A 21649-nucleotide genomic window follows, 5' to 3' on the forward strand; every position below is an offset into this window, starting at 1 on the left:
TTGCCCGGGGTGGGTTGCCGATTGTTCCAGCGCCTTGACCCGCGGCCGCGGATAGGGTCCAATATCGTGCCGGGGTTATCATGCGCCGGCGCACACGAATACACTGTTCGGCGGCGGCGGAGGACTTGCGGCGGTGCAGTGGCTCGACCCGTGGTGGGATGTTGCCGACCTCGGCCCCGACTTTGCCGCGACGTTCGAGCGGGTGCTGGCCCGCGAAGTCGCTGCCGGCCATCCGCTGCACGGCATTCCGGTCGCGGCCCTCGGCAAGCACGGCGGCTGCGACGATGTGCTGTTTCGGTTGCTCGACGGCTCCGGGCGGGTGGCGGTGGTCCACTTAACTTGGACGCAGTCGCCGCCCGAACGCCCGCCGTGGCCAGCCGCCGAGATGTTCGCCAACGTCGAGGCGTTCGAGGCGCAGCGGATGGCCCTTGACCACGCAGAGTTCGCGGGCTAGCTGCCCGGTCGCAACGGCACGCCGAACCCGGCCCGCTGAGTTGGTCCTAGGAGTTAGGTAGGTTACTGATGCGGGCCGGGCCGGTGAACTTGGCCACTCGGCAGGAGAGGGCGTGCGGATGGGGTTCGCAGTCTACTACCGCTCGACTCGGCCAGTTTCCTCGGTCGAGGGTGACGCCATCCGGCAGGCCGCTCGTGTCGCCGGCGAGGGGCGGACATGGCTCGGTTGCGAGCCGGTCCACTTCTTCCCTGGGGACGAGGACGGCCACCTGTTCGGCGGCAGCAAGCCGAACTTCCAGCCACACCCGGACGACGCGGCGGACGCGGCCCGCTCGGGGATGCCGGACGGCACCGCCCGTGACATGCTCGACGTGCTCTGCCGGCTCAGCCGTGACCACCGCGTTGAATGGGCGCTGAGCCACGACCACGATCCCCACATCGGGGGCATCCGGGACGGTGTGTGCGACGGTAGCGTGCTGGACCAGATCGAAGCGTTCGCCGATCTCGGGGACATCCTCGGCGAACTGGAGCTGGAGTAAAGGCGCGGTGAACCAAGCGATGGACCGGACCCGGAATCACTTTGACTCCTGGCTCGGTCAGTCCCGTGGCCAGAGCCACCTCACTTGCATCGGACTCATTCGCGTCCTAGCATTCCCGGCCACCGTGATTCGTCGCGGCGGAATGTCTCGGCCACTTCTGAGGGGGAGAGGGCGGGACAGCCAGGCTACTGGCGGACGGACGGGTTCCACACGTAGAACTGGTTGCCGGGCGGTGCCCACCCGCCCGGCATTTTCATGCGCATCGCGGGTTGTGACGTGAGTGAGGGTTGGCCACTGGCGCGGGCCAGCCCCCAAGTCGCAGCCCGCGCGCCCTCGGGAGAAGACCCGCCTGGCCCGTTCACGTTGTCTATCGCCCTGCCAAGGCGACCCGGCCGGCGCCACGTCTCACGACCTTTCGAGAGGTCAGGCACTCACTTCGCGTCAACGGCCCAAACGTTCGCGGTCCCGTTCGCGTGGCCGGACGCGAGGAACCGGCCGTCCGGGCTGAACGCCGCCGCCGTCACCTCGGGGTGGACCGGGAGCCGCCGAACCTCTGCCAGGGTGGCCGCGTCCCAGACGCACCTCGGCCCCGCGAGCCGGGATCCGTCCGGCGAGAACACCAGCCACGCGGGCGTCGGGTCCGTCGTCGCGACCCGGCGGACGACGCGCCCCGTTTCGGCCTCGACCACCACCAAACTGGGCGGCCGCTTCGCCCCGTCCGGCCGCGCGGCTCCGCCGACGACGATGGCCAGCGTTTTCCCGTCCGGGGACCCCGCAACGGCGCGGATCAACGACCACCGCTTCTCGACCGGCGTCTCCGGGCGGAGGGGAACGACGCCTTCCGGCATCTTCCAGACAAACCGCTGGCGGCCGGTCGTCAGGTCGTACCCGGTGCACTCCCCCTCGTCGAGCAAGGCGAACGTCTTGCCGTCGCCGAGGACGGCGTACCGGTGCTGCATCGGGTTCAACAGGTCCGTGCGAATCGGCACCGCCCGGCCGGTGGCCAGATCCCAACTCTCCACGGACTCGCGGCGGTTCTGATCCTCGATCACGGCGACCAACCGCGCCCCGCCCGGAACGGTGAGTAGCTTTTTCACCGGCCCGGTTACAGGCCAGGTGTTCTTCCGCTCCCCGGTCCATGCGTCCTGCAGGGTGGCGATCCACGCCTTCGGTTCGGCCGGGCTTTGCTCGGACGTGACCGCCCACCGGCCGTCGGCCGTGCCCGCGACGCCCCACGCCGCGTCCCGCCCGTCGGCCGGCGGACCCGGCCGGCCGCGGGGCTTGCCCGACGCGGCGTCCCAGTCCCCGGTCGAGGCGTCGGCCGCCAGCGTCCGGACCGCGCCGGCGACCGGGCCGTACCCGATTCCGACGACCCCGGCCGCGTGGGCCAGGGACCGCACCGATTCGGTTCCGGTCCGGGTGTCGTACAGAACAATGACGCCCGACTCCGTGCCCACGGCAAGGGTGCCCCCGTCCGGGCTGACGACCGCCTTGCTACCGGCCCGAGGGCCGGCCCACTGAGGGGTCGGCAAAACGACTCCCGGCTCCCTCCGGGTCACGACGCGGGCGGTGCCGTCCACGACGGCCGGCGAGACGGTGTACAGGACGCCGTCCGGGCCGAACGCGAGGGCGCCACCGGCGAAGCCGTCCGGCAGCGTTACCAGCCACGGCGCGGTCGGCCGTGTCATGTCCCAGATCGCCACCTTCGTACCGGACCCGACGAGGTAGACGGCGTCGGCCGCCGCCGCCCACCGGCCGTCCGGGGAGAACGACAGGGCCACCGCACCCGACTGCCCGGATCCGGTCAACGGAGGCGTTTCCCGTCCTGTGGCCACGTCCCAGAGTTGAACGGTCGGGCTCCTCGCCCGGACAATCGCCAGGTACTTACTGTCGGGCGTGAACCGTAACAGTGGGGCAATCCATTCGAACACCCGGTCGGACTTGACGACCGGGAGGTCGATCCGGTGCCGGAGGGATCGCGCCTTGAGGTCCCAGATGCGGGCTTCGGCGGCCCGCCCTTCGGCGAACAGCGTGCCGTCCGGGGAGAGCGTGAAGCGTCGGGGGTAGAGCGAGTCGTTCGGGTCCATCGGCAGGGCCAACGCCTCACGGTATTGGCCGGTGGCAAGAGTGTACTCGCGGGCCGAGAACCGCAACGGGTTGTAGTCGAGGTGCGGGGAAATGACCGTCGCCGCGTCCGGGGCCAATATCGTCTGGCCGAACGTGGGCGCGAAGTCGGTGACCGTCTGGGCGATCGGCTCTCCCGTTTTGACGTTCCACCGGCGGAGCTTGCCTCGGCCGTAGGACAAGAGTTGTGTGCCGTCCGCGGAGAACCGCAACTCGGACAAGTCGGCCGGGTGGCGAAGGTTCGCCGACCCGAGGCGGATCACAGGCTCGGCCGCGGGCATGGTCGCCAACGGAGCCCCCGGTGGGACCGCCGCCACGGGCGGCTCGGGGCGAGGACCCGGGGTCGCGGCAAGCCCGGCGGCCATTCCGATGGCGACCATGCCCGCCGCACACCACGAGGCAACGGCCCCCGTCAGCGACCCGAGCTCACTGCGGGCTAGCCCCTCCGCGCGGGCGTTCGCGGCCAGCGCCGAGACGGCCGGAATCGGATTGAAGCACGGTCCGGCCGTCCCGGTTCCGGGCCCGACGGCGACGGCCAGCAAGGCCAAATCGAGTGCGATCCCCCGGCGGCCCAGTCGCCGCCGCAGCCGGTCTCGCCCCGCCGTCAGGCGGCGGCGGAGTGTTCGAACGCTCCACCCGGCGGCGCGGGCGGCCTCGTCCTGGGTCATCCCCTCGAAGTAGCACAGAACGACCGACACTTGTTCGGCGGCCGGGAGGCGGGCGACCTCGTTGTCCACGATCCGCACGAGTTCCGCCCACTCGGCCGAGCGGACGCGGGCGGCGAGGCCGTCCGCCAAGGGTTCGGTGCGGTGGGCGTCCCGCCGGTGCCGGGCGGCAGCCTTTCGCGCCAGCCGGCGGGTGACGCCGAACAACCACCCGGCCAGTCGGTCCGGGTGGGCCAGCCGCCCGCCCTTCCGGGCCAGGACCAGGAACGCGGCCTGCGCCACGTCCTCGGCCAGGTGGGCGTCCCCGACGGCCCGGCGGGCGACGGCCCGGACCATCCGCCCGTGCCGGCGGGCGAGCTCGGCGAACGCCGCGTCGTCCCGGCCGGCGGCGAACCGGGCGAGGAGGTCCGCGTCCGGGGCGGGCGGGGCTGGAACAACGGCGAGGAGGCGGGTGATCGTGGCGGCGGTCGTCATGACTTCCCCCGGGCGTGAGAGCGGGCTCACCTGAGTACTGCCCACCGGGCTCCAAAAGCGGCCAGAAATTTGGCCGGGCTCCGGGATCGGCGTCGGATCGCCTCCGGTGTGCCGCGGCCGGCTCCCGTCCGAATGCCGTGCGGACACGCCCTTTCTATTCTCTTGGCCGAGCGTTAGCGCACGCGCCCTCACGTTCGGACCCGCGCGGGCGCCGGCCGCCGCAAAAAGAATTGACGCCAACTACAATTGTCGGTAACGTGATCCTACGGGTGTAGGCAGACGGCCAGGGCGCGGGCACGGGAGGGGCACGATGACCGAGCGAGAGGCGGACGGCTTGCCGGCGTTGTCGGAAGTCCAGATGCAGGTCATGCACGCCGTCTGGGCCGGGGGCGAGGTGACGGTGACGGACGTCTGGACCGCCGTGGCCGCCCGCCGGCCGGTCGCCCGGAACACGATCCTGACGCTCATGGACCGCCTTGCGGCCAAGGGGTGGCTCACCCGCCGGGCGGACGGGCCGGCGTTCCGCTACGCGGCGGCAGTCTCGCGGGCGGCGGCGCTCGGCGGGGCGGTGCGGCGGCTCGTCGATTCCGCGTTCGCCGGGTCGGCCGACGCGCTTGTAATGGCACTGATCGAAGGTCGTGGCGTGACCGATGACGAGGCCCGGCGGATCCGCCGGCTCATCAACGCCGCGCGCAAGGCAGAGGACAAGTCGTGACCGCACTCGCCCGTCTGTACCCCGGCGATTCGGCCCTCGTCGTGGCCGCGGCCGTCGCGCTCGCGGCGGCCTTCCTGGTGGCCACAGCGGCCACGGCGGAGCGGCTCTTCGCCCGCCACCGCCCCGCCCTGCGGCGCACGATCTGGGGGGCGACGCTCGTCGGCGTGGTTCTGGCACCGGCCGCCGCGGCCGTCCGGCCGCACTGGCCCTGGCGTGTCGAGGTGCTACCGGCGGCGTCGGTGGTACCGCCAACCCCGGCTGTCCAGCCCGCGGGCCCCGTCGCCTCCCTGGCGGGTTCCGCCCACGCGGTGGGACTGCCGCCCGTCACGCCTCCGCCCCTGGAGCCCCTGGAGCCACCGGCGGCCGATTCCTTTGAGCCGGGAGTCGAACCGGAGCAGCCCCCGGGGGTGAACGTGCACCATGTGCTCGGTATCGCGGCGGTCGTGGCCTGGGCCGCCGGCGTCGCGATGGGGGTGCTTCGCATACTCGTCGGGACCTGGAAGCTGCGCGGCTTGCGCCGCCGGTCCGCCCCGCTCGGCGGCGAGTGGGCGGAGACCGTGGCGGACGTCGGCCGGTCGCTCGGGGCGACCCGGACGCCGGACGTCCGCCTGTCGCCCGATGTCCGCGGCCCGGTGGCGGCGGGGGCCCTTTCGCCGATCGTCTACCTACCGAACACGTTGCCCGACTGTTGCGACGCCCGGCAGGTGCGGGACGTGCTACTCCACGAGTGCGCCCACGTCCTCCGCCGCGACCCGCTCGTGCGGCTCGTGCAGCGCCTCGCCGCCGCCGTTTACTGGCCGCACCCGGCCGTCCACGCCCTCAACCGCCGCCTCGACCAGGCGTGCGAAGACGCCTGCGACAACGCCGCCCTCGCCGGGACCGACCCGATCGACTACGCCGAGACGCTCCTGACGGTCGCCCGCCTCTGTTACCCCACCCCCCACACCCACGAGTACCTGACCATGATCCCGAAACGGACGAGCCTGGAAGCCCGCGTCGGGCGACTGCTCGGCGGGCCGCGCGATCCCGTCACCCGGACGCCGACCCGGCAGCGGGCCGCCGTCCTGGCCGTCTTGGCGGTCGCGATGCTGGCGATACCGGTCGTCGGGCGGCGCGCTGCGGAGGCCGCGCCGCCCGCCCCGGACGGCCCGCTTCCCGCGCAGCCCCGCCCGGGCGAATCGGTCGAGCCGTCCAAGCCCGGGGAGGTAACCGGCCGGGTGGTCGGCGACGCCGACGGCAAGCCGGTGGCCGCCGCGGACGTGCGGCTGCGGGCGGCGGACGACACCACCGTTCCGTACCAAACTCTCCGGGTCGCGTCGGGTGCCGACGGCCGGTACGTCTTTCGCGACGTCCGCCCCGGCACGTACCGCCTCTGGGCACTGGCCGGCGACACCGCGTCGCGGGACAAAATGGGCCGGGCCGAGGTCGTGACCGTCACGTCCGGTGGTCGGGCCGCCGCGCCGGACCTGCGCATGCGGACGGGCGTCGGCCTCCGGGTTCGGGTCACCTCAGCCGCCGACGGCCGACCACTGGCCGGCGCCCGCGTCCGCCTGACCTGGACGGACACCGAGCGCGACCACCTCACGGGGACCGGCGGCGACGCGCAGCTGCGGGCGCTGACCCGCGAGACCTGGACCGTCGAAGCGGGTGCGTCGCGCCACGGGGGGGCGACCCTGGCCGTGGACCTGTCCGACGGGCGGGACGCCGCGGTCGAACTGCGGTTGCCGCCCGGGTCCGGGATCGCGGGCGTCGTCCGCGGTCCGGACGGGACGCCGGTGCCCGGCGCCGGCCTGAGCGTCTTCCGGGCGACCCACGAGGGTGGCCAACTCGCCTACACCAAGAGCGACGCCGACGGCCGCTACCGCCTCGATTACCTGCCGCTCGGCGAACTGCAACTTTCCGTGAGCAAGCGGGGGTACGTGCGGGAGGACAAGCCTTTCCGCCTCACGGCGGCCGCCGCCGACCCGGTGTCGCTGGACGTGGCCGTCACCCCGCGGCCCCACGGCGGGTCGGCCCGGTTGACCGTTACGGACGCCGCGGGTAAGCCCGTACCCCGGGCGGAGGCCAAGAACTGGGGCCGGTCGTCCGACGACGTTCGCACCGCCACCGCCGGGGCGGAGGGCGTACTCGTACTCGACGACGTATTCGAGGGGCTGACCGGGCACGAGGCGGTGGTGCGGGCCAAGGGGTTCGCGTCGAAAGTGGTGCGATTCAAGCCCGGCCCGAAAGCAACCCCGGCCGACGTGACCGTACGCCTCGACCCCGGACACGCCGTCCGCGGTCGCGTCGTTGACCGGGCCGGCAAGCCGGTCAACGACGCCGTCGTCCGCTTCGGCCGCGGGGGCTTCCTCGGGGACGCCGGGGGTGAGGAACGCACGGACCAAGACGGCCGCTTCGCCTTCGACTCCCTCCCGGCCGACCCGACGTTCAGCGTCTCGGCCCGGGGGTACTCGGAACGAAACGGTCAAAAGCTCTCGCTCGACGGACGGGAGACGACCGTGGTCACCCTGGAACCCGAGGCGGCGGTCCGGGGCCGCGTCCTCGACGCCGGCACGGGCAAACCCGTCGCGGCCTTCACCGTCTCGCTCACCTTCTCCCCGGACCGTCGGAAGACGGACCCGACCGCTGGTATCCTCGCCCGCCTCACCGATCCGGGCCAGACGTTTGCCGCGGCGGACGGCCGGTTCGCCGTCGGCCCCCTGACGGCCGGGATGCCGTTCCAAGTGACCGTCACCGCCGGCGGCTACCGCCGCGGGGTGGTGCGGCGCGCGGAGGCCGGTCAGGGCGACGGGGACGAAGTCGAAATCCGCCTCAAACGAGAGGACCCGGCGGCGTTATTCGAGGTGGGCGGCAAGGTGCTCGACCACACGGGCCGCGGCGTCGGCGGGGCCGAGGTGCGGCTGATCGCTTCGGAGGGGAACCGCCCCCGCGCCGACGCCTTCCCGTTCAACTGGACGATGGTAGAAAGTGGCCAAGTCGCCCAGGTGGCGGAGGTCGTCCAATTCCAGCGAACGACGACCGGCCCCGGCGGGGAGTTTCGGTTCCGGGGCGTGCCGCCCGGGGTGGAGTTGGAGCTGGTCCACTGGGGCGCGGACGTCCCGCCGGGCCGCCTCCGGGGCTTAGAGAAGCGGGCGGCGGGGGAGCGGACCACCTTGGAGATCCGCACCCCGGCGGCCGCGACCGTGATAGGCACGGTCGATCGGACCGCGTACCCCGACGTCGGCAGCGTACAGCTGAGTGGGAACGACCGGTTCGTACCGCTGAAGTTGGCGGCCGACGGCAAGAGCTTCTCCGCCGGTGGGCTGGCGGCGGGCAAATACGAGGTGCAGGTGTACGGCCCGCCGCATCGCGTCGGCGACCGCGGTTCCTTCACGACCCCGCTCATCGCCCGGAAGTCCTTGACCCTGACCGCCGGGGAGGCCGTGAGGGCGGAGGTCGGCGAGGCCGATCGGCAGAAGTAAGCCGAGACATGGCGCTTGGCGAGCGAAACGGAATGGCCGAGAGGCAGGAACTCGGGGTCGAACGCAGTAAGAGGGGCGGACCACCCGATGATTCGTGCCCCTGGTCCGTCCCCTGCGATTCAACCATGATCGCACGAATTAAAAATTGAGTCTTGCGCGACCTGACCAACCCGCCGCCCCCGTTGCTCCCGCCGTCTGCACGGCTGGCCCGCGTACTCCTGCAGCGACTCGATGAACGCCTGGAGGTCGGCCGCTGTCACCCGGACGAACCGCGGCTTGGTCGACTCGTTCAGGCGGACGGCCCGGAGGCGGCCGGCGGCGATGTAGTTCTGGACCGCGGCTCCCGTCAGCCCGCCCAGCCGCGCCCCCGCCTCGGCGAGCGTGTACAGCCGCGGGCCGTCGGCCGGGGTCACAATCGGCAGTGGGGCCAGCGGTTCCGCGCTCGCGGCGGGCAAGGTCGGGGTTGCGCTCATACGTCACGTCCTGTTGAAAGATTCTGGAAGCCACCGCAAGCGTTTGCGGAGGGTGATCTCGCCCCGTGCCGGGCGACACCGCAAGCGATTGCGGTGGGAGTGCAGTCTCAGCACACGGCCGGTTGAGTGAACGCTTCCCCGGTCTGCCAGTGCCACCGGTTCACCTGAGAACCGCTCTGGCCGTCTTCGCCCGCGAACCCGATCCCCAGTTCGACCGCCGCGACTTCGGCTGGCGCGAGGTATTCGAGGTCGAGGCCGTCGTTCAGGCCGTTGAGCTTCAGGAGGAGGGTCGGGCGGCACGCGGCCACGCAGCACAGTTCCTGGATCCGCCCGGCCGTCTCGCCCAGGAACGCCGCCGCCGACACGCTTCGCGCGAGCGGCGTATCCCCCGCGGCAGCCGGAGCCGCAGGCGTGACCATGAACGGCACGCCGAACCCGTCGTCGGGGCTTAGGTGGAAGGCGAGTTGCGCGACGAACGCCGGGTGGAACCCATTGGCCGCGACGAAGGCGAGGATCTGCTCCACGCACTCGGCCGCGCGGCGGGTGAGTTGGTCCGGGGTCATGTCGGCTCCGAAAATGAAGGAGGGGTCGCGGGGTCCATCGAGTCCAGGGTGATCGCGTCGGTGTGCAGCCACTCGCGCTCCGTTCTGGACAGGCGAACAGATTGTCGCCCCCCTAGCGATCGGAGACACTGGAGTTACCCGGGAGGCTTGGCAATGGCACGACGAGACGACGATTCTGGCGAGTTTGACCGTCAGTTCCATTCGTCTCGCCGCGCGAGGAGGATGTCCGCGTGGGCGTGGTGCCTCATTGCCATCGGTGGCGTGCTGGTGGTTTCTGTTCTTACCGTTGGACTGCTTTCGGTGGGCCGTGCTTCGAAACTCGGTGACGGCATCGCGCAAGCGGTCGTCGGCCCGCGGCCCGAGGTCGAAGGGGTCAACTGGAATCTCATCGAACTTAGCAACCATTTGGCCTCCCGAGGGTTCCAGCCGATGATGTACGTGACCGAAGGGGAGCACCTGGAAGCCGTCTGGAGAGGCCCTGATGCGAAGTGGCCAGACTTCAGCAACATGAACCTTGCGCAGATGGAAGCCGCCAGAAAAAACTACAACGTACACGCGATAAAAAATGTCAAAGTCAGGATGTTCCGAGACGCCAAATCCGCCCACGATCGATCGGATGCATTCAATCTCTCCTTCTCGTGGGGGCGGTTCTTGTTCACGGCAGAAGACCCCACTTACCTGAACCAGTTGCAGGCCATCCTGAACCCCTGACTCCGCCCCAACCCCGGGGCCGTCACCCCCCTGGGGGGTTGGGGTTGTACGGCGGGATAGGGAGCCCACCGTTGGTCAAGCCGCCGTTGAACATTGAGGGCGGCGGCGGTGGGAGCGGGACGGTCGCCCCCGGCAGGGGCGGGTTTTGCGACCCCGTCGTCGGCTGCGGGGGCGTGTAGAACGGGTTCGCCGCGCCGCCCTCGGGGTAGTTCAACCACCCCGGCGACGTCCGGCCCAGCGCCAGCGACCGGCCGAACAGGTACTTCGCGTACGGCTTCAGGAACGGCGGGATGGGCGGCTTCACGAACACGTCCGACGGCACGCGGGCCTTGTAGTACGCGACGACGGCGTAGCCGTACTCGGCGGTCGACCCGTCCCCGCACAGGTCCGGCACGCCCATCGTGATTTTCGCGTCGATGTACTTGAGGTTGTCGTCGCCGACGAAGTCCGGCAGGTCCGGCTCACCGCCGACTTTCGACGCCGTCAGTTCCAGGGTCACGCCCAGGGACGGGTTCTTGGGCTGAGTGACGGGGTGCGGGTAAGGCCGGCCCGTCTTCGGGTCCAAGGGGCCGGCCCCTTCCATGACCATTAGCCCGGAGGCGTGCGCGTAGGTCACGCGGCAGATGAAGTGCGTGTACGCCCCCTGCTGATTGTCGGCGTACAGGGTCTCGACCCACCCGGTGGAGAGCTCCGCCACGACCCGCACCGTCGCCGCGGCCACGGCAGGCACTTCGCTCGGGGCCAGTTCTTTCTTGACCGCCATTTCCAAGCACGGGTCCTTGAGCGCGGCGGCCACGAGTGTCAGCCAGCCCGCAGCGGCCCGCGTCGGCGGGGCGACGACCCGGCCCGGGGTCGTCCCGTCGAGCGGCGAGCCGATCCACGCCCCGATGGGCGCCGCCGCGGTCGCGTTGGCGTTCGGCCCCGCCGGGCCGCGGCGGATGACTGCCCCGCGCGGGGCCAAGAAATCGGCGACCACGCCGGGCACGCCGTTCGCATCCAGGGCGACGGCAGCGCCTTGAATGATCCCCTGCGCGCCCTGAAGGATCGGCCGGGCGGCTTGCTGAATCGCCGGGTCCACGATGCCGAGGGCTTGCCCAACAACGTCCAAGAACCCGGCGGCCGCTTGACCCACCTCGCGGCCGGCCCCGAACCCGGCGTTGGCGGCCGGGGCGACGGGGGCGGCCCCGTTCGGACCAAGGGGGTTCCCGGCTTTGCCTTGCGGCCGCGGCATCTTGGCGGGTGCTTGTATCGCGTAACTGATGTCGAGCGTGACAGCATTCCGGTCATCGTCGAGGCTGTCGCGGAACCCGCCACCGATGATCCACGCGGCAGGATCGCCGAACGGCCGCAAGCCCTGCGATAGCGCCCGGCCGACGCCGATCCGGATGCAAGCGTCCGCGAGGTAGGCCGGGTGGGTGCCCGGCGGCCCCTGGAGGGTAATGGACAGAACGCCACGGCGAACAACGCCCGGTTCTTGAGAGTTGTCTAACTGGTAGCCGGTCATCTTCGTGGCCGGCGTCGGCGGCGGCTTCACGAGCTGCCGGTCGGTGAAGCTGTAGTTCAACTTCAACCCGTCCTTGGTCACGTCGTAGTGCGCCTCGCGACGGAACCCGGGCGGGGCCGGCGGCGTGACTAGCCCGCGGAACAAGTCCGGGTGGATCCCCGCGGACGGGTCGACGACGAGCGTGCCCCGGCGGGTGATCGTGCTCCGCCAGTCGTCCGGGTTGATGTCGTGCGACTCGGCCCACCGGTTACTGAGGATGCCGTTGTAGGCCGGCCGGGTCTTCGTCCGGTCCTCCGCCGCCCGGCGCGGGACCGCCCCTTGGCTCGCCTGGAATACGAGGTCGGCGGACGCGGCCGGGTTCCAAGGCAGGTTCACGTACGCCCCCGCCCCGGACTTGCCCGACCCGCCGGCCTGGGAGTTGATCAGCGACTCGTACGGCGTTGCCCCGGCGGGGGCGCGGCCGGCCGGCTTCACCTTGTAGTCCGGCAACGGCTTCCCGTCCGGGCACTCGCCCTGCCGGACCTCGACGCCCCACGTGATGAGCCAGCTCGCCTCGGTGAAGTCCCGAACGGATACGCCGAACGGGATCGGCCCATTCGCACTGTCCCGGCCGTCGGGCAAGTCGATCAGGACGGTTTCACCCCGGGCGTACCGCAGCGACCGACGGGGGGCCGTCAGCATGTGCGTGATCCGCAGGGCGGCCTCGGGGACCGTCTCCCCGCTCTTTACCGGCATCACCTTTTGCGACAGCACCGAGTTGAACCGTAGTTTGGTCGTGAGGTAGAGTTGGTCGGACCCGGACTCTTCGAACTCCGGCGACTGGTCGCACTCGACCGTCTTCACGTAGCCCAGGCTGATCCCGTTGTACGTGATCGTCCCGAGGTCTTCTTCCGTCGGCATGGCAAACTCCGCGGTGTAGGTAAGTAACCGATCAGCCCCGTGCGTTCTGTGCGGCGGCGAGGTTGGCGGCGGCCTGTTGCCGCCGCCGCTCGTCCTCGCGGTTCAGCTGGTTCGCGCGGTCCACGAGTTGGTTCCCGAAGATCGGTGGCAACTCCCCCTTCCGCTTGAACTCGAAGCCGATCTCTTCCAGGATCGGCTTCAACTCGTCCCAGACGGGCTTGAGGACGCCGTCGATGAGGTCGATCTTGAACTCGTTGATGACTTCCGCGATCTGGTTCTGGGCGTTGACCAGGTCGGCTTGCAAGGGCCGCAGAGCCGCTTCGAGTTGCGACTGTTGGTTGACGAGGCGTTGGGTGGTGTCGGCCGTCTCCCCGGCCGTCTGCATGTCGCGGCGCATCCGGTCGACGTCGAGCTTCGCGATGATCGCCTGCATCTGCGGCGACACGGCCGCCAGTTTCCGCGCCGAGTCTTCCGCCGCCTTCGTCCACTCCTCCGCTTTGTCGCTCGCCGCCTTCGCCGCCGCCGCGAGCGCCCCGACCGCGGACACCGCTCCGCCCGCCGCGGACGCGACCCCGCCCAACGCCCCGGCCGCCGCCCCCATCGCGCCGCGGGCCACCCCGCCCGCGGCGCCGGCGGCCATCTTGACGCCCTTCGCGCCCTTCCCACCGAAGCCGGGGAAGCGACCCCACCCGCCGAACCCGCCTTGCACCCCGCCGCCCACGAATCCGACCCGGTTGACCTTTGCGCCGAACCGGCCCCCTTTGACCGTCCGCCGGACGAACGGGTTCTTGCCGAACACTTCCAAGCCTTTCGCCGCCGCCCCGCGGCTGGACCAGAAGCCGACGGCCCACGGGTTCCGGACCGATCTGTGGACCTCTCGGCGGGTGACCGAATTGATCCGCCGGAAGCTCGGCGTGGCCTTCCACCCGGACTACCTGCGGGCGTGGATGCGGGGCCGCGGGTACAGCCCACAGAAGCCCCGCCGGCGGGCGAAGCAGAAGGACCAGCCGGCCATCGACGGGTGGGTGAAGAACGACTGGCCGCGGGTCGAAAAAAAGCCGCGGCGGCCAAGGCCCACCTCGTCCCGATCGACGAAACGGGGCTGTTCCCCAACCCGCTGGTGAAGCGGTCGTGGGCCAAGGTCGGGAAGACGCCGGTGCTGGCCGCCGACGGCGGCCACCGGGACAAGGTGTCAGCCATCGGGGCGGTGACGGTGTCCCCGACCGGCCGGCGGCTGGGGTTCTACTTCGCGACCGAGCCGGGCGGGTTCTTCACCGCCGACAAGGTCGTCGCCTTCCTCCGCGACGTGCTGCGGCACCTGCGGGGGAACGTGGTCGTCGTGTGGGACCGGGGGAGCAACCACCGCGGGCCGGCCATCCGCAACTTCCTCGCCCGGAACCGGCGACTGCGGTTGGAGATGTTGCCGCCGTGGGCTCCGGAGCTGAACCCGGTGGAGGCCGTGTGGTCGTGGCTGAAGTACGGCGAGTTGGCCAACTTCGTGCCGGACGACACCGCGCACCTCGACGACGAGGTCGTCGATCGCCTGATCGAGTTGAAGTTCGATCCCCGGCTACTGCGGGCACTGTGGGAGCGATCGATACTGCCGTTCCCAGGGATCAATCAATAGCCTTCGTTAGCTCCGAATCAGTAGAGCAGGACGAAGACGTCTGAATCGTCAATCCAGCGGTGGATGATCTTCAATTGCGCCTCGCCGCCGGCGGCAAACAGTTCCATCCCGGCCGGGATGTGTCCCGCTTCAAGTATGGCCTCAACGGCCGCTTGGCGCTCCTTCCGCATGTCGACGTAGGTTGACGAGATGAACACCTGAAGTTTCTTACGCTTCTTCATGGACTGGCTCAGGGAGGATGAGGGAGGTTAATCGCCCGCTGCCATCATCTCATCTGAACAAGTTTCCATCAAGGCAATTCCCCTCTCGGGGACGATTGCGCGTTAGAGGGTTTGGCTTCGGACCATTACCGACTTCGGACGAGACCGATTGCCATTCTTCGCTAACCCGCAAACTTTGCCATGCCGAGGTTGTAAATCCGTTGATCTGGGGGATTGATTCAAGTCCTACGGCTTATGATGTCGCAGGCTACGGCTTCGAACGAACCGCAACAGGAGGTTTACACCATGCGTCTCCCGCTCCTCGCCTTCGCGCTGGCCGCGCTCGCAACCGCCGGCTGTCATCACCACCGGAGCCACAAGCGCAGCATCGTGGTCGAGTACGTTCCGGCCCCGGCGCAACTGCCCCCCGCGTACTACACGCCCCCGCCGTGCCGGTGAGTGCGCCCGGAGGGAAGGGGCGCAACGTGACGGGCAGACGGCGAACAGTTCCTCGGCGATCGTCCCCGACAACTTCGTGCGCCGTCGCGGGCTGACGCACTTCACACCCGCCCCCAACCCCGCGGAGCCGCCGGAATGGAACTATGCGAAGTGGCCGAGTTATGCGGCGTGCCCCCGGGAGTGGTCAACCGGTGGATCAGATTCGGCATTCGCCTGGACGGGTACTGCCTGCGGCTCGCCGCCACCACCGTTGAAGACCGCGTCCGCGTCACGTCGGAAGCGCTCGACACATTCCGGAAGCAGTGCGCTCGGGCGAAAATCGGCAAGCCGCTCGACGTGCCCGCGGGGGATATGACGCCCGGTCAACGACGTGAGCAACGGGTTCGTGAACACGTTGCCGCGATGCTTCGCAACTACCAAAGGCCGGGCGTGAAGGCCGAGAGAGCGAAGATACGGGCTCAGGGGGCCAAGAAGCAAAACGCGCCCGGACCGATGTGACGCAGGAGGTCACCAAGGCGGGGATCGCACGAACCCCCATCGGCGGCATGTCCCTCGGCGAGGTGGCGGCCTACATGGGTGTGACGTCGGCGACCGTCCGCAACTGGATTCACGGCATCCGGTGCGGCGGCCAAGTCGTGAAACTCGCCGCCTTTGCCGTCGGCTCGCGCGACCGTGTGACCGAGGAGGCGTTGGCTCAATTTCAGCAGGAGTGCTTCGAGACGCGACACGGGGAGCCGCCGCAGAAGTTTGAGTCGGGGAAGCAACGGGGCGAACGGCTCGACTATTGGGAACGACTGGCCCGCAGGTTCTGCGGCGACTGACGGAGGAATCGGACCATGCCATACCCACCGCGAATGCTCACTCACGACGGACAGACTCGGACCTTAGAGCCTGTTATGAACTCAAGGGCTGATGTCGGCATAGTTTGGCGGGATGAGTGAGCAGCGGAAGGCATACCCGACGGACGTATCGGACGACGAGTGGGCGTTCGTCGCCCCGTACCTGGCCCTCCTGCCGGCCGACGCCGGGCCGCGGGTGCACGACCTGCGAGACGTGTTCGACGCCCTGCGGTACATCGTGAAGACGGGCGGCCGGTGGCGGCTCATGCCGCACGACGTCCCGCCGTGGCCGGCCGTCTACCAACAGGCCCGGCGGTGGGTGGCGGCCAAGGTGTTCGAGCACATGGCCGACGCCCTGCGGATGGTCGTGCGGGTGGCGGTCGGCAAGGCGGCCCACCCGTCGGCCGCGGTCCTCGACGGGCGGGCGCGGCAATCCACCCGGGAGAGCGGGTCGCGGGCCGCGGCCGACGGGTACGAGCGGAAGAACGGGTCGAAGGTGCATATCGCCGTGGACACGCTCGGGAATCTGCTGGCGTTGGAGGTGACGGCGGCGAGCGAGCAGGAGCGGGCACAGGTGTTCGAACTGGCCGCCGACGTGCAAGAGGCGACCGGGCAGAGCGTGCGGGTGGCGTTCGCGGACCAAGGGTACACCGGCGGCCGACGTGGGCAACCACGGCATCGCGTTGGTGGTCGTCAAGCCGGCGGAGGCCAAGCCGGCGGAGGCCAAGAAGGGGTTCGTGCTGCGGCCCAGCCGGTGGGTGGTGGAGCGGACGTTCGCCTGGCTCGGCCGGTTCCGGCGGCTGGCTCGGGACTACGAGCGGCTGACCGAGACGCGGGCCGGCTGGCACGGGGTGGCGGCCGGCGTCTTACTCCTCCAGCGACTCACCGACCTGGTCAGCGAAAGTTCATAACAGGCCCTAGAGGACATCATGCTCCGGCTGTCCCGGATCGTCTTCCAGAACACCGACGAGACGTGGGCGGCGCGCATTCTGCGGGGCCTGCACGCCTCTTCCGGAGGCGGCCATTCGACCGGGGCGGCATGTAGCCGTTCCCAGATTCATTACGCGATGATGCACCACCCGAACCGGCCAGCAACGACTACCGGTACCTGGCCGAGCAATCCGGCCCATGCCGTTCCTTCTGGGGCAAGTCTTCTCGCAACGCTGGACGAAGACGGGTGGACGCCCACCGCATAGAAATTCCGCCGGACGAGGCGAAAGGCAAGCGGCGTTCGCAGGTGATCTACCTGAGCGAGAACGCGGCAGCGATCGTGGCACGCCTCATGGCGATCCACCCGACCGGGAAGTTGTTCCTGAACACAGACGGGTAGCCGTGAAAGGCCCAAGCCACCGTCTGCCGGTTTCAGCGGCTGCTCGTGAAGATGACGGGGGTGGAAGTGTCCATCCCTCCCCTGCCCCGCTCCGACCGCCGCCGTTACAAGAAGGGGCTGTCCTAGAAGATTTGCTCTTCTAGGGTGCCTTGATGGGTGTCAAGTTCTCGAAGCTGACGCCCACCCAGGCGGGCGAGTTGCTCAAGCTGTTCGTCGCCGGCTCGACCGCCCGCACGGCCGCCGACCTGGCCGGCGTTCACCGGAACACGGCCGCCCTATTCTTCTCGAAGGTGCGGGCGGTGATCGCCGCTCACCAGGAGCGGGCGATGGCTCAGGCGTTCGACGGGCCGGTCGAGATCGACGAGTCGTACTTCGGCGGCCGCCGCGAGGGGAAACGGGGACGCGGGGCGGCGGGGAAGGTCGCGGTGTTCGGGATTCTCAAGCGGGGCGGCAAGGTGTACGCCCAAATGATCGCCGACGGCGGGCCGGCGACACTCGTCCCGATCATCCGCCGGAAGGTGGCCCCGGCGAGTGTCGTGTACTCCGACTCGTGGTCCGGGTACGACACCCTGTCGGTCGAGGGGTATGAGCACGAGCGGATCAACCACGACGAGGAACGGGTGTCGGCCGATGGCGGGCGGCACATCAACGGGATCGAGAACTTTTGGAGTCAGGCCAAGCGACACCTGCGGCGGTTCAACGGGGTGCCGAAAGCGTCGTTCCCGCTGTTCCTCCAAGAGTGCGTGTGGCGGTTCAATGCCGGAACACCGCGGGAGCAGCTCGAATCCCTGCGGAAACTCCTCCGTCGTAAAATGATTACCTAGGACAGCCCCTACAAGAATTCGGTCGACCTTGCGGCTGCCCGCGAGCGGCACCTCGGGTTGCGGACCCAGTGCCGGAAGGACTGGGCGGCAGAAGCCCGGAAGGCGGAGGAGCGGTAAGCGAATCTGGGTTCATTTCGACGGCTACCACCAATACCCGAATGTCCGAGTTATTGACTTTCCCGACCGGCCGTGCGACTGGGGGATGCCGGGGATCACGATGAACGGGACGGCGATCGTCAAATCAAGTTCGACGGCGAGCGACAGGAGCGTGTTGAACACGTCCTCATCGTCATCATGGAACCCGCCGAACTCGCGACAGCCATCGCATCTACCGGTTGGCAACGGCCGCCACCTTGCCCGACTAGCCGCGGGCCTTCAGGTCGCCCGACCGCTTCTTCCACCGAGCGTCGGCGCGGATCAGGCGGTGGGTCGCCTCGGCTCGCGCGACCCGCAGGTTGGGGTTGGCTGTTGCGAGTGACGGGTCGGCGGTTCCGGCCCCACTTGCCCACTCCCTTCGATCTCGGACAATCAACCTACCGCCCGATCCCAGAGGAACTGCACCATGCGTGAAGACATGCTCAGGGCGACGATCACCCGCCGCGAGTTCGCGGTCACGACCCTGGCCGCCGGGTTCGCCCTCTCGACCCAACCCGTCGCCGCCGAGACGATCACCACGGACGCCACCGGCCTCACCGCCGGCGAGGTGAAGATCCCCGTCAAGGACGGCACCGTTCCGGCGTACCGCGCGGCACCCGACAAGGGCGGGCCGTTCCCCGTCGTGCTCGTCGTGCAGGAGATCTTCGGCGTCCACGAGCACATCAAGGACGTCTGCCGCCGCCTGGCCAAGCTCGGCTACCTCGCCATCGCCCCCGAGATGTACGCCCGCCAGGGCGACGTGTCGAAGCTGGCGATGGCGGACGTCATGAAGGTCGTCGCGAAGGTCCCCGACGCGCAGGTCATGAGCGACCTCGACGCGACGGTCGAGTGGGCGAAGAAGACCGGCAACGGGGACACGGCGAAACTCGGCATCACCGGGTTCTGCTGGGGCGGGCGGGTCGTATGGCTGTACGCCGCCCACAACAAGGACCTCAAGGCGGGGGTCGCGTGGTACGGGCGGCTGTCCGGGGCCGGGAAGGCGACCGACCTGCAACCCAAGTACCCGATCGACCTGGCAGGCGAGGTCAAGGCCCCGGTGCTCGGCCTGTACGGGGAGAAGGACACCGGCATCCCGGTCAAGGACGTCGAGGCGATGAAGGCGGCCCTGAAGAAGGCGGACAAGCCGAGCGAGTTCGTCGTCTACCCGGACGCCCCGCACGCATTCTTCGCCGACTACCGACCGAGTTTCAAGAAGGACGCCGCCGAGGACGGGTGGAAGCGGCTTCAGGCGTGGTTCAAGAAGAACGGCGTTGCCTGACCCGTGCCGTCACTGAACGTGGGCCGCGAGCGATGACGCTTCGCGGCCCGCGACACTTCCGCCCTGCGTCACTCCCAATTATTCTCTGCGGAACCGTCGCCGGTACTCGGCCGGGGTCACGCCGACGTGCCTCTGGAATGCCCGGCGGAGCACGTCCACGTCGGCGAACCCGCACCGCTGGGCCACGACCTTGGGGACGCCGTCGGCCGCTTCCAGCATTCCTCTCGCCGCCTCCACGCGGGCGACTTCCACCCACGTCGCGGGCGTCACGCCGACCTCGGACGCGAACAGACGAGCAAAGTGCCGCGTGCTCAGCCCGACCCGCGCCGCCAACTGCGGTACCGCATGACCCTCGGCCGGGTGGGCCGCGACATACCGCTGCAACTCCTGAAGGGCGGACCGGCCCGCCGGAGCCGTGACGCCGTCGCGACTGAACTGGAGTTGGCCGCCCGGCCGCCGGAAGAACATCACGAGTTGAGCGGCAACCCTCATCGCCACGTCCTTGCCGAGGTCTTCCTCAACCAGTGCAATCGACAGGTCCATCCCCGCCGTGACACCAGCCGCCGTGCGAACGGGGCCGTCCCTGACGTAGAGCGCGTCCTTCTCGACCGCGAGCGTCGGGTATTCCCGCGCGAGCCGATCCGCGACCGCCCAGTGGGTCGTGACCCGCCGTTCGGCGAGCAGGCCCGTCGCGGCCAGCAGGAAGGCCCCACTGCACACCGAGCCGTAACGACGTGACCGCTTGGCTTCGGCCCGAAGCCAGTCCACCAACCCTGCCGCCGGTTTGAGGTCGGGTAGGTTCGGAGCACCGGCGACGAGCAGCGTGTGCGAGGATCCTGATGTTCCGATGGTGCGGTCAGCGAGTAGCCTCACGCCCGATGAACTGCGGATCGGACCTGGAACCGTGCCGATCACTTCCAGGCGGTAGACATCTCGGCCCGTCTGGGCGTTGGCCTCGGCGAACACGTCGAGCGGCCCCGACACGTCCGTCAGTTGCACTCCGGGCGGGGCGAAGAGGGCGATGGTTTTCGTCGCCATGTGGTCCGGCGTCCGTGTTCGACGTGAAATGGCCGAAATCAACGCAATACGGCACTTAAAGACATGATCGCAGGCCGGTATCCTTTGTCAACGAGAGCCTGTTCCTTTCCTTCGAGGTATGCCATGACGACCGAATCCCCGAATCGCATCGCCGACGTCACGATCCCCGACAGCAAGCTCGCCCGAGACATCACCGCGTTCGTCCGCGAGGCGACGCCCCCCCTGCTCTTCCACCACTCCAGCCGCGTGTACTATTTCGGCGCGCTCGCCGGGAAACGCCGAGGGCTGGCGTTCGACCGCGAGTTGCTTTACGCCGGGGCGATGTTCCACGACCTCGGCCTAGTTCCGGCCCACAGCAGCCCGGACGAGCGGTTCGAGGTGGACGGGGCGAACGCCGCCCGCGACTTCCTCCGCGGTCAAGGTATCACGCCGCAGGACATCGACGCGGTGTGGACGGCGATCGCCCTGCACACCACGCCCGGTATCCCCAAGCACATGCACCCGGTCGTCGCGCTGGTGACGGCCGGCGTGGAGATGGACGTACTCGGGCTGACCTACGCCGAGTACACCGACGCCGAGCGGATAGCCGTGGTGCGGGCGCACCCGCGGGAGGACCACTTCAAGGCGGACATCATTGAGGCGTTCTACCAGGGGATCAAGCACAAGCCCGAGACGACGTTCGGGAACGTGAAGGCGGACGTCCTGGCCAAGAAAGATCCGACCTTCCGGCGCGGTAACTTCTGTAGCGTGATCCTCGAATCCGCGTGGGCGAATTGAACGGCAGCAGGCGGTGCAAGCGGTAAGAGTTCGCATCGCCTGGTGTGGGAATGGTGTGGATGGCGTAGTTAAGGACCGTCGAAACTCCTGGCCGGATTCGAGTCCGGCCCAAGGTACTCCCGTTCTTTTCATGAAAAGATTCGAGCCCAATGGTCGAAGGAAATTAAGACCTAACGGGTTTGACGGCTAGCGGGGTGGGTTCTAACTTTCTTTCTTCGATCAAAGAATTCTTCTTGAAGGAGTGATCAATGAGGTTTCAGGAGGCCGTCGCAGAGCTGCGGGCCAAGTTCCCTAACGCGGCCCTGAGCCCGTCGGTCGTGCAGGGCGAGAGCGTCAATCGGGCCGTCCGCATCGACTTCAAGAAGGGGAAGAATTGGATGTTTGCCGGTCGGGACGGTGATGGGACGGAAGTAATGGTTTACTTCAACGACAACGAGCGGGTCATCTCCTGCACCGAGATCGAACCTTACGCCGAATAGGTTCCTTAGCATACCTGAGGCCGAGTGGGTTGCTGAAATCTGAGGCTGACCAGCATCGCGGTGACGGTGAGGATGCTCGG

The 21649-nt window shown here is 69.1% G+C and carries 21 protein-coding genes and 2 pseudogenes; 16 read left to right on the forward strand and 7 right to left on the reverse strand.

What is annotated here, in order from left to right; genetic code table 11:
- Positions 1 to 133 precede the first annotated feature (133 nt).
- Both PX52LOC_RS28770 and PX52LOC_RS28775 read left to right on the forward strand, forming a co-directional pair.
- Positions 134 to 454 (forward strand): hypothetical protein, encoded by a 321-nt coding sequence (locus tag PX52LOC_RS28770; RefSeq protein WP_149113317.1) that lies wholly within the window; start codon positions 134 to 136, stop codon positions 452 to 454.
- A 118-nt stretch (positions 455 to 572) separates the two neighbouring features.
- On the forward strand, positions 573 to 992 hold the full coding sequence (locus PX52LOC_RS28775) for a hypothetical protein (protein ID WP_178132580.1): 420 nt from the start codon (positions 573 to 575) through the stop codon (positions 990 to 992).
- Positions 993 to 1423: 431 nt separating this feature from the next.
- Here PX52LOC_RS28775 and PX52LOC_RS28780 read toward each other — a convergent pair whose 3' ends face one another.
- The gene (locus PX52LOC_RS28780) at positions 1424 to 4255 is read right to left on the reverse strand and encodes a sigma-70 family RNA polymerase sigma factor (protein ID WP_149113318.1); all 2832 of its coding nucleotides are present in this window, start codon (positions 4253 to 4255) and stop codon (positions 1424 to 1426) included.
- Positions 4256 to 4565: 310 nt separating this feature from the next.
- Between PX52LOC_RS28780 and PX52LOC_RS28785 the strand changes: the two genes are divergently transcribed.
- Both PX52LOC_RS28785 and PX52LOC_RS28790 read left to right on the forward strand, forming a co-directional pair.
- On the forward strand, positions 4566 to 4970 hold the full coding sequence (locus PX52LOC_RS28785; RefSeq protein WP_218575181.1) for a BlaI/MecI/CopY family transcriptional regulator: 405 nt from the start codon (positions 4566 to 4568) through the stop codon (positions 4968 to 4970).
- On the forward strand, positions 4967 to 8431 hold the full coding sequence (locus tag PX52LOC_RS28790) for a carboxypeptidase regulatory-like domain-containing protein (RefSeq protein ID WP_149113319.1): 3465 nt from the start codon (positions 4967 to 4969) through the stop codon (positions 8429 to 8431). The genes PX52LOC_RS28785 and PX52LOC_RS28790 overlap by 4 nt, the downstream gene beginning before the upstream one ends.
- Before the next feature lie 119 nt (positions 8432 to 8550).
- Here PX52LOC_RS28790 and PX52LOC_RS28795 read toward each other — a convergent pair whose 3' ends face one another.
- Positions 8551 to 8904 (reverse strand): helix-turn-helix domain-containing protein, encoded by a 354-nt coding sequence (locus PX52LOC_RS28795; protein WP_149113320.1) that lies wholly within the window; start codon positions 8902 to 8904, stop codon positions 8551 to 8553.
- 107 nt (positions 8905 to 9011) lie between these two features.
- Entirely contained in the window at positions 9012 to 9467 is a 456-nt protein-coding gene (locus PX52LOC_RS28800; RefSeq protein ID WP_149113321.1) for a hypothetical protein, read from the reverse strand.
- A gap of 153 nt (positions 9468 to 9620) precedes the next feature.
- Here PX52LOC_RS28800 and PX52LOC_RS28805 point away from each other — a divergent pair, with 153 nt between their 5' ends.
- Entirely contained in the window at positions 9621 to 10178 is a 558-nt protein-coding gene (locus PX52LOC_RS28805; protein ID WP_149113322.1) for a hypothetical protein, read from the forward strand.
- Positions 10179 to 10200: 22 nt separating this feature from the next.
- On the opposite strand, the gene PX52LOC_RS28810 is transcribed toward PX52LOC_RS28805, so the two are convergent.
- The gene (locus tag PX52LOC_RS28810) at positions 10201 to 12582 is read right to left on the reverse strand and encodes a hypothetical protein (protein WP_149113323.1); all 2382 of its coding nucleotides are present in this window, start codon (positions 12580 to 12582) and stop codon (positions 10201 to 10203) included.
- Between the two features lie 31 nt (positions 12583 to 12613).
- Positions 12614 to 13381: a hypothetical protein gene (locus PX52LOC_RS41085; RefSeq protein ID WP_168219262.1), complete on the reverse strand. Its 768-nt coding sequence runs from the start codon at positions 13379 to 13381 to the stop codon at positions 12614 to 12616.
- Here PX52LOC_RS41085 and PX52LOC_RS41090 point away from each other — a divergent pair.
- Both PX52LOC_RS41090 and PX52LOC_RS28825 read left to right on the forward strand, forming a co-directional pair.
- On the forward strand, positions 13371 to 13706 hold the full coding sequence (locus PX52LOC_RS41090) for a helix-turn-helix domain-containing protein (protein ID WP_168219263.1): 336 nt from the start codon (positions 13371 to 13373) through the stop codon (positions 13704 to 13706). The two genes, PX52LOC_RS41085 and PX52LOC_RS41090, sit on opposite strands and share 11 nt — an antisense overlap.
- A complete protein-coding gene (locus PX52LOC_RS28825; protein ID WP_168218823.1) occupies positions 13604 to 14209 on the forward strand; it encodes a transposase in 606 nt (201 codons plus the stop codon). Before PX52LOC_RS41090 ends, PX52LOC_RS28825 begins: the two co-directional genes overlap by 103 nt.
- Before the next feature lie 23 nt (positions 14210 to 14232).
- Here the strand turns inward: PX52LOC_RS28825 and PX52LOC_RS28830 are convergent.
- Positions 14233 to 14430 (reverse strand): annotated as a pseudogene (locus PX52LOC_RS28830) (DUF4062 domain-containing protein); the annotation flags it as partial.
- A 285-nt stretch (positions 14431 to 14715) separates the two neighbouring features.
- Between PX52LOC_RS28830 and PX52LOC_RS41095 the strand changes: the two are divergent.
- The 7 genes and pseudogenes from PX52LOC_RS41095 to PX52LOC_RS28855 all read left to right on the forward strand — a co-directional run bounded on the left by PX52LOC_RS41095 (position 14716) and on the right by PX52LOC_RS28855 (position 19275).
- Complete coding sequence (locus PX52LOC_RS41095) at positions 14716 to 14868, forward strand: hypothetical protein (RefSeq protein ID WP_168219264.1); 153 nt, start codon at positions 14716 to 14718, stop codon at positions 14866 to 14868.
- 135 nt (positions 14869 to 15003) lie between these two features.
- A complete protein-coding gene (locus PX52LOC_RS28835; protein ID WP_149113328.1) occupies positions 15004 to 15366 on the forward strand; it encodes a hypothetical protein in 363 nt (120 codons plus the stop codon).
- Positions 15363 to 15689 (forward strand): helix-turn-helix domain-containing protein, encoded by a 327-nt coding sequence (locus PX52LOC_RS28840; RefSeq protein ID WP_149113329.1) that lies wholly within the window; start codon positions 15363 to 15365, stop codon positions 15687 to 15689. Before PX52LOC_RS28835 ends, PX52LOC_RS28840 begins: the two co-directional genes overlap by 4 nt.
- A 112-nt stretch (positions 15690 to 15801) precedes the next feature.
- Positions 15802 to 16618: pseudogene (locus PX52LOC_RS28845) on the forward strand (IS5 family transposase).
- A gap of 266 nt (positions 16619 to 16884) precedes the next feature.
- Positions 16885 to 17037: a hypothetical protein gene (locus tag PX52LOC_RS41100; protein WP_168219265.1), complete on the forward strand. Its 153-nt coding sequence runs from the start codon at positions 16885 to 16887 to the stop codon at positions 17035 to 17037.
- Positions 17038 to 17189: 152 nt separating this feature from the next.
- Positions 17190 to 17861, forward strand: coding sequence for an IS1595 family transposase (locus PX52LOC_RS28850; protein WP_149113330.1), 672 nt, complete (start codon positions 17190 to 17192; stop codon positions 17859 to 17861).
- Positions 17862 to 18423: 562 nt separating this feature from the next.
- Positions 18424 to 19275: a dienelactone hydrolase family protein gene (locus PX52LOC_RS28855; protein WP_149113331.1), complete on the forward strand. Its 852-nt coding sequence runs from the start codon at positions 18424 to 18426 to the stop codon at positions 19273 to 19275.
- A 78-nt stretch (positions 19276 to 19353) separates the two neighbouring features.
- Here PX52LOC_RS28855 and PX52LOC_RS28860 read toward each other — a convergent pair whose 3' ends face one another.
- Positions 19354 to 20313, reverse strand: coding sequence for a GlxA family transcriptional regulator (locus PX52LOC_RS28860; RefSeq protein WP_149113332.1), 960 nt, complete (start codon positions 20311 to 20313; stop codon positions 19354 to 19356).
- Positions 20314 to 20436: 123 nt separating this feature from the next.
- Here PX52LOC_RS28860 and PX52LOC_RS28865 point away from each other — a divergent pair, with 123 nt between their 5' ends.
- Both PX52LOC_RS28865 and PX52LOC_RS28870 read left to right on the forward strand, forming a co-directional pair.
- On the forward strand, positions 20437 to 21090 hold the full coding sequence (locus PX52LOC_RS28865) for an HD domain-containing protein (RefSeq protein ID WP_149113333.1): 654 nt from the start codon (positions 20437 to 20439) through the stop codon (positions 21088 to 21090).
- Positions 21091 to 21338: 248 nt separating this feature from the next.
- Positions 21339 to 21569, forward strand: coding sequence for a hypothetical protein (locus tag PX52LOC_RS28870; RefSeq protein WP_149113334.1), 231 nt, complete (start codon positions 21339 to 21341; stop codon positions 21567 to 21569).
- Positions 21570 to 21649 lie beyond the last annotated feature (80 nt).

It is taken from the genome of Limnoglobus roseus, from assembly GCF_008254045.1.
Classification (GTDB): Bacteria; Planctomycetota; Planctomycetia; order Gemmatales; family Gemmataceae; genus Limnoglobus; species Limnoglobus roseus.

What these genes read in the sequence shown, in the direction of transcription:
- PX52LOC_RS28775 (WP_178132580.1), top strand. Translation starts at nt 573, where the DNA reads ATGGGGTTCGCAGTCTACTACCGCTCGACTCGGCCAGTTTCCTCGGTC.
- PX52LOC_RS28780 (WP_149113318.1), bottom strand. Translation starts at nt 4,255, where the DNA reads ATGACGACCGCCGCCACGATCACCCGCCTCCTCGCCGTTGTTCCAGCC.
- PX52LOC_RS28785 (WP_218575181.1), top strand. Translation starts at nt 4,566, where the DNA reads ATGACCGAGCGAGAGGCGGACGGCTTGCCGGCGTTGTCGGAAGTCCAG.
- PX52LOC_RS28795 (WP_149113320.1), bottom strand. Translation starts at nt 8,904, where the DNA reads ATGAGCGCAACCCCGACCTTGCCCGCCGCGAGCGCGGAACCGCTGGCC.
- PX52LOC_RS28800 (WP_149113321.1), bottom strand. Translation starts at nt 9,467, where the DNA reads ATGACCCCGGACCAACTCACCCGCCGCGCGGCCGAGTGCGTGGAGCAG.
- PX52LOC_RS28805 (WP_149113322.1), top strand. Translation starts at nt 9,621, where the DNA reads ATGGCACGACGAGACGACGATTCTGGCGAGTTTGACCGTCAGTTCCAT.
- PX52LOC_RS28810 (WP_149113323.1), bottom strand. Translation starts at nt 12,582, where the DNA reads ATGCCGACGGAAGAAGACCTCGGGACGATCACGTACAACGGGATCAGC.
- PX52LOC_RS41095 (WP_168219264.1), top strand. Translation starts at nt 14,716, where the DNA reads ATGCGTCTCCCGCTCCTCGCCTTCGCGCTGGCCGCGCTCGCAACCGCC.
- PX52LOC_RS28835 (WP_149113328.1), top strand. Translation starts at nt 15,004, where the DNA reads ATGGAACTATGCGAAGTGGCCGAGTTATGCGGCGTGCCCCCGGGAGTG.
- PX52LOC_RS28850 (WP_149113330.1), top strand. Translation starts at nt 17,190, where the DNA reads ATGGGTGTCAAGTTCTCGAAGCTGACGCCCACCCAGGCGGGCGAGTTG.
- PX52LOC_RS28855 (WP_149113331.1), top strand. Translation starts at nt 18,424, where the DNA reads ATGCGTGAAGACATGCTCAGGGCGACGATCACCCGCCGCGAGTTCGCG.
- PX52LOC_RS28860 (WP_149113332.1), bottom strand. Translation starts at nt 20,313, where the DNA reads ATGGCGACGAAAACCATCGCCCTCTTCGCCCCGCCCGGAGTGCAACTG.
- PX52LOC_RS28865 (WP_149113333.1), top strand. Translation starts at nt 20,437, where the DNA reads ATGACGACCGAATCCCCGAATCGCATCGCCGACGTCACGATCCCCGAC.
- PX52LOC_RS28870 (WP_149113334.1), top strand. Translation starts at nt 21,339, where the DNA reads ATGAGGTTTCAGGAGGCCGTCGCAGAGCTGCGGGCCAAGTTCCCTAAC.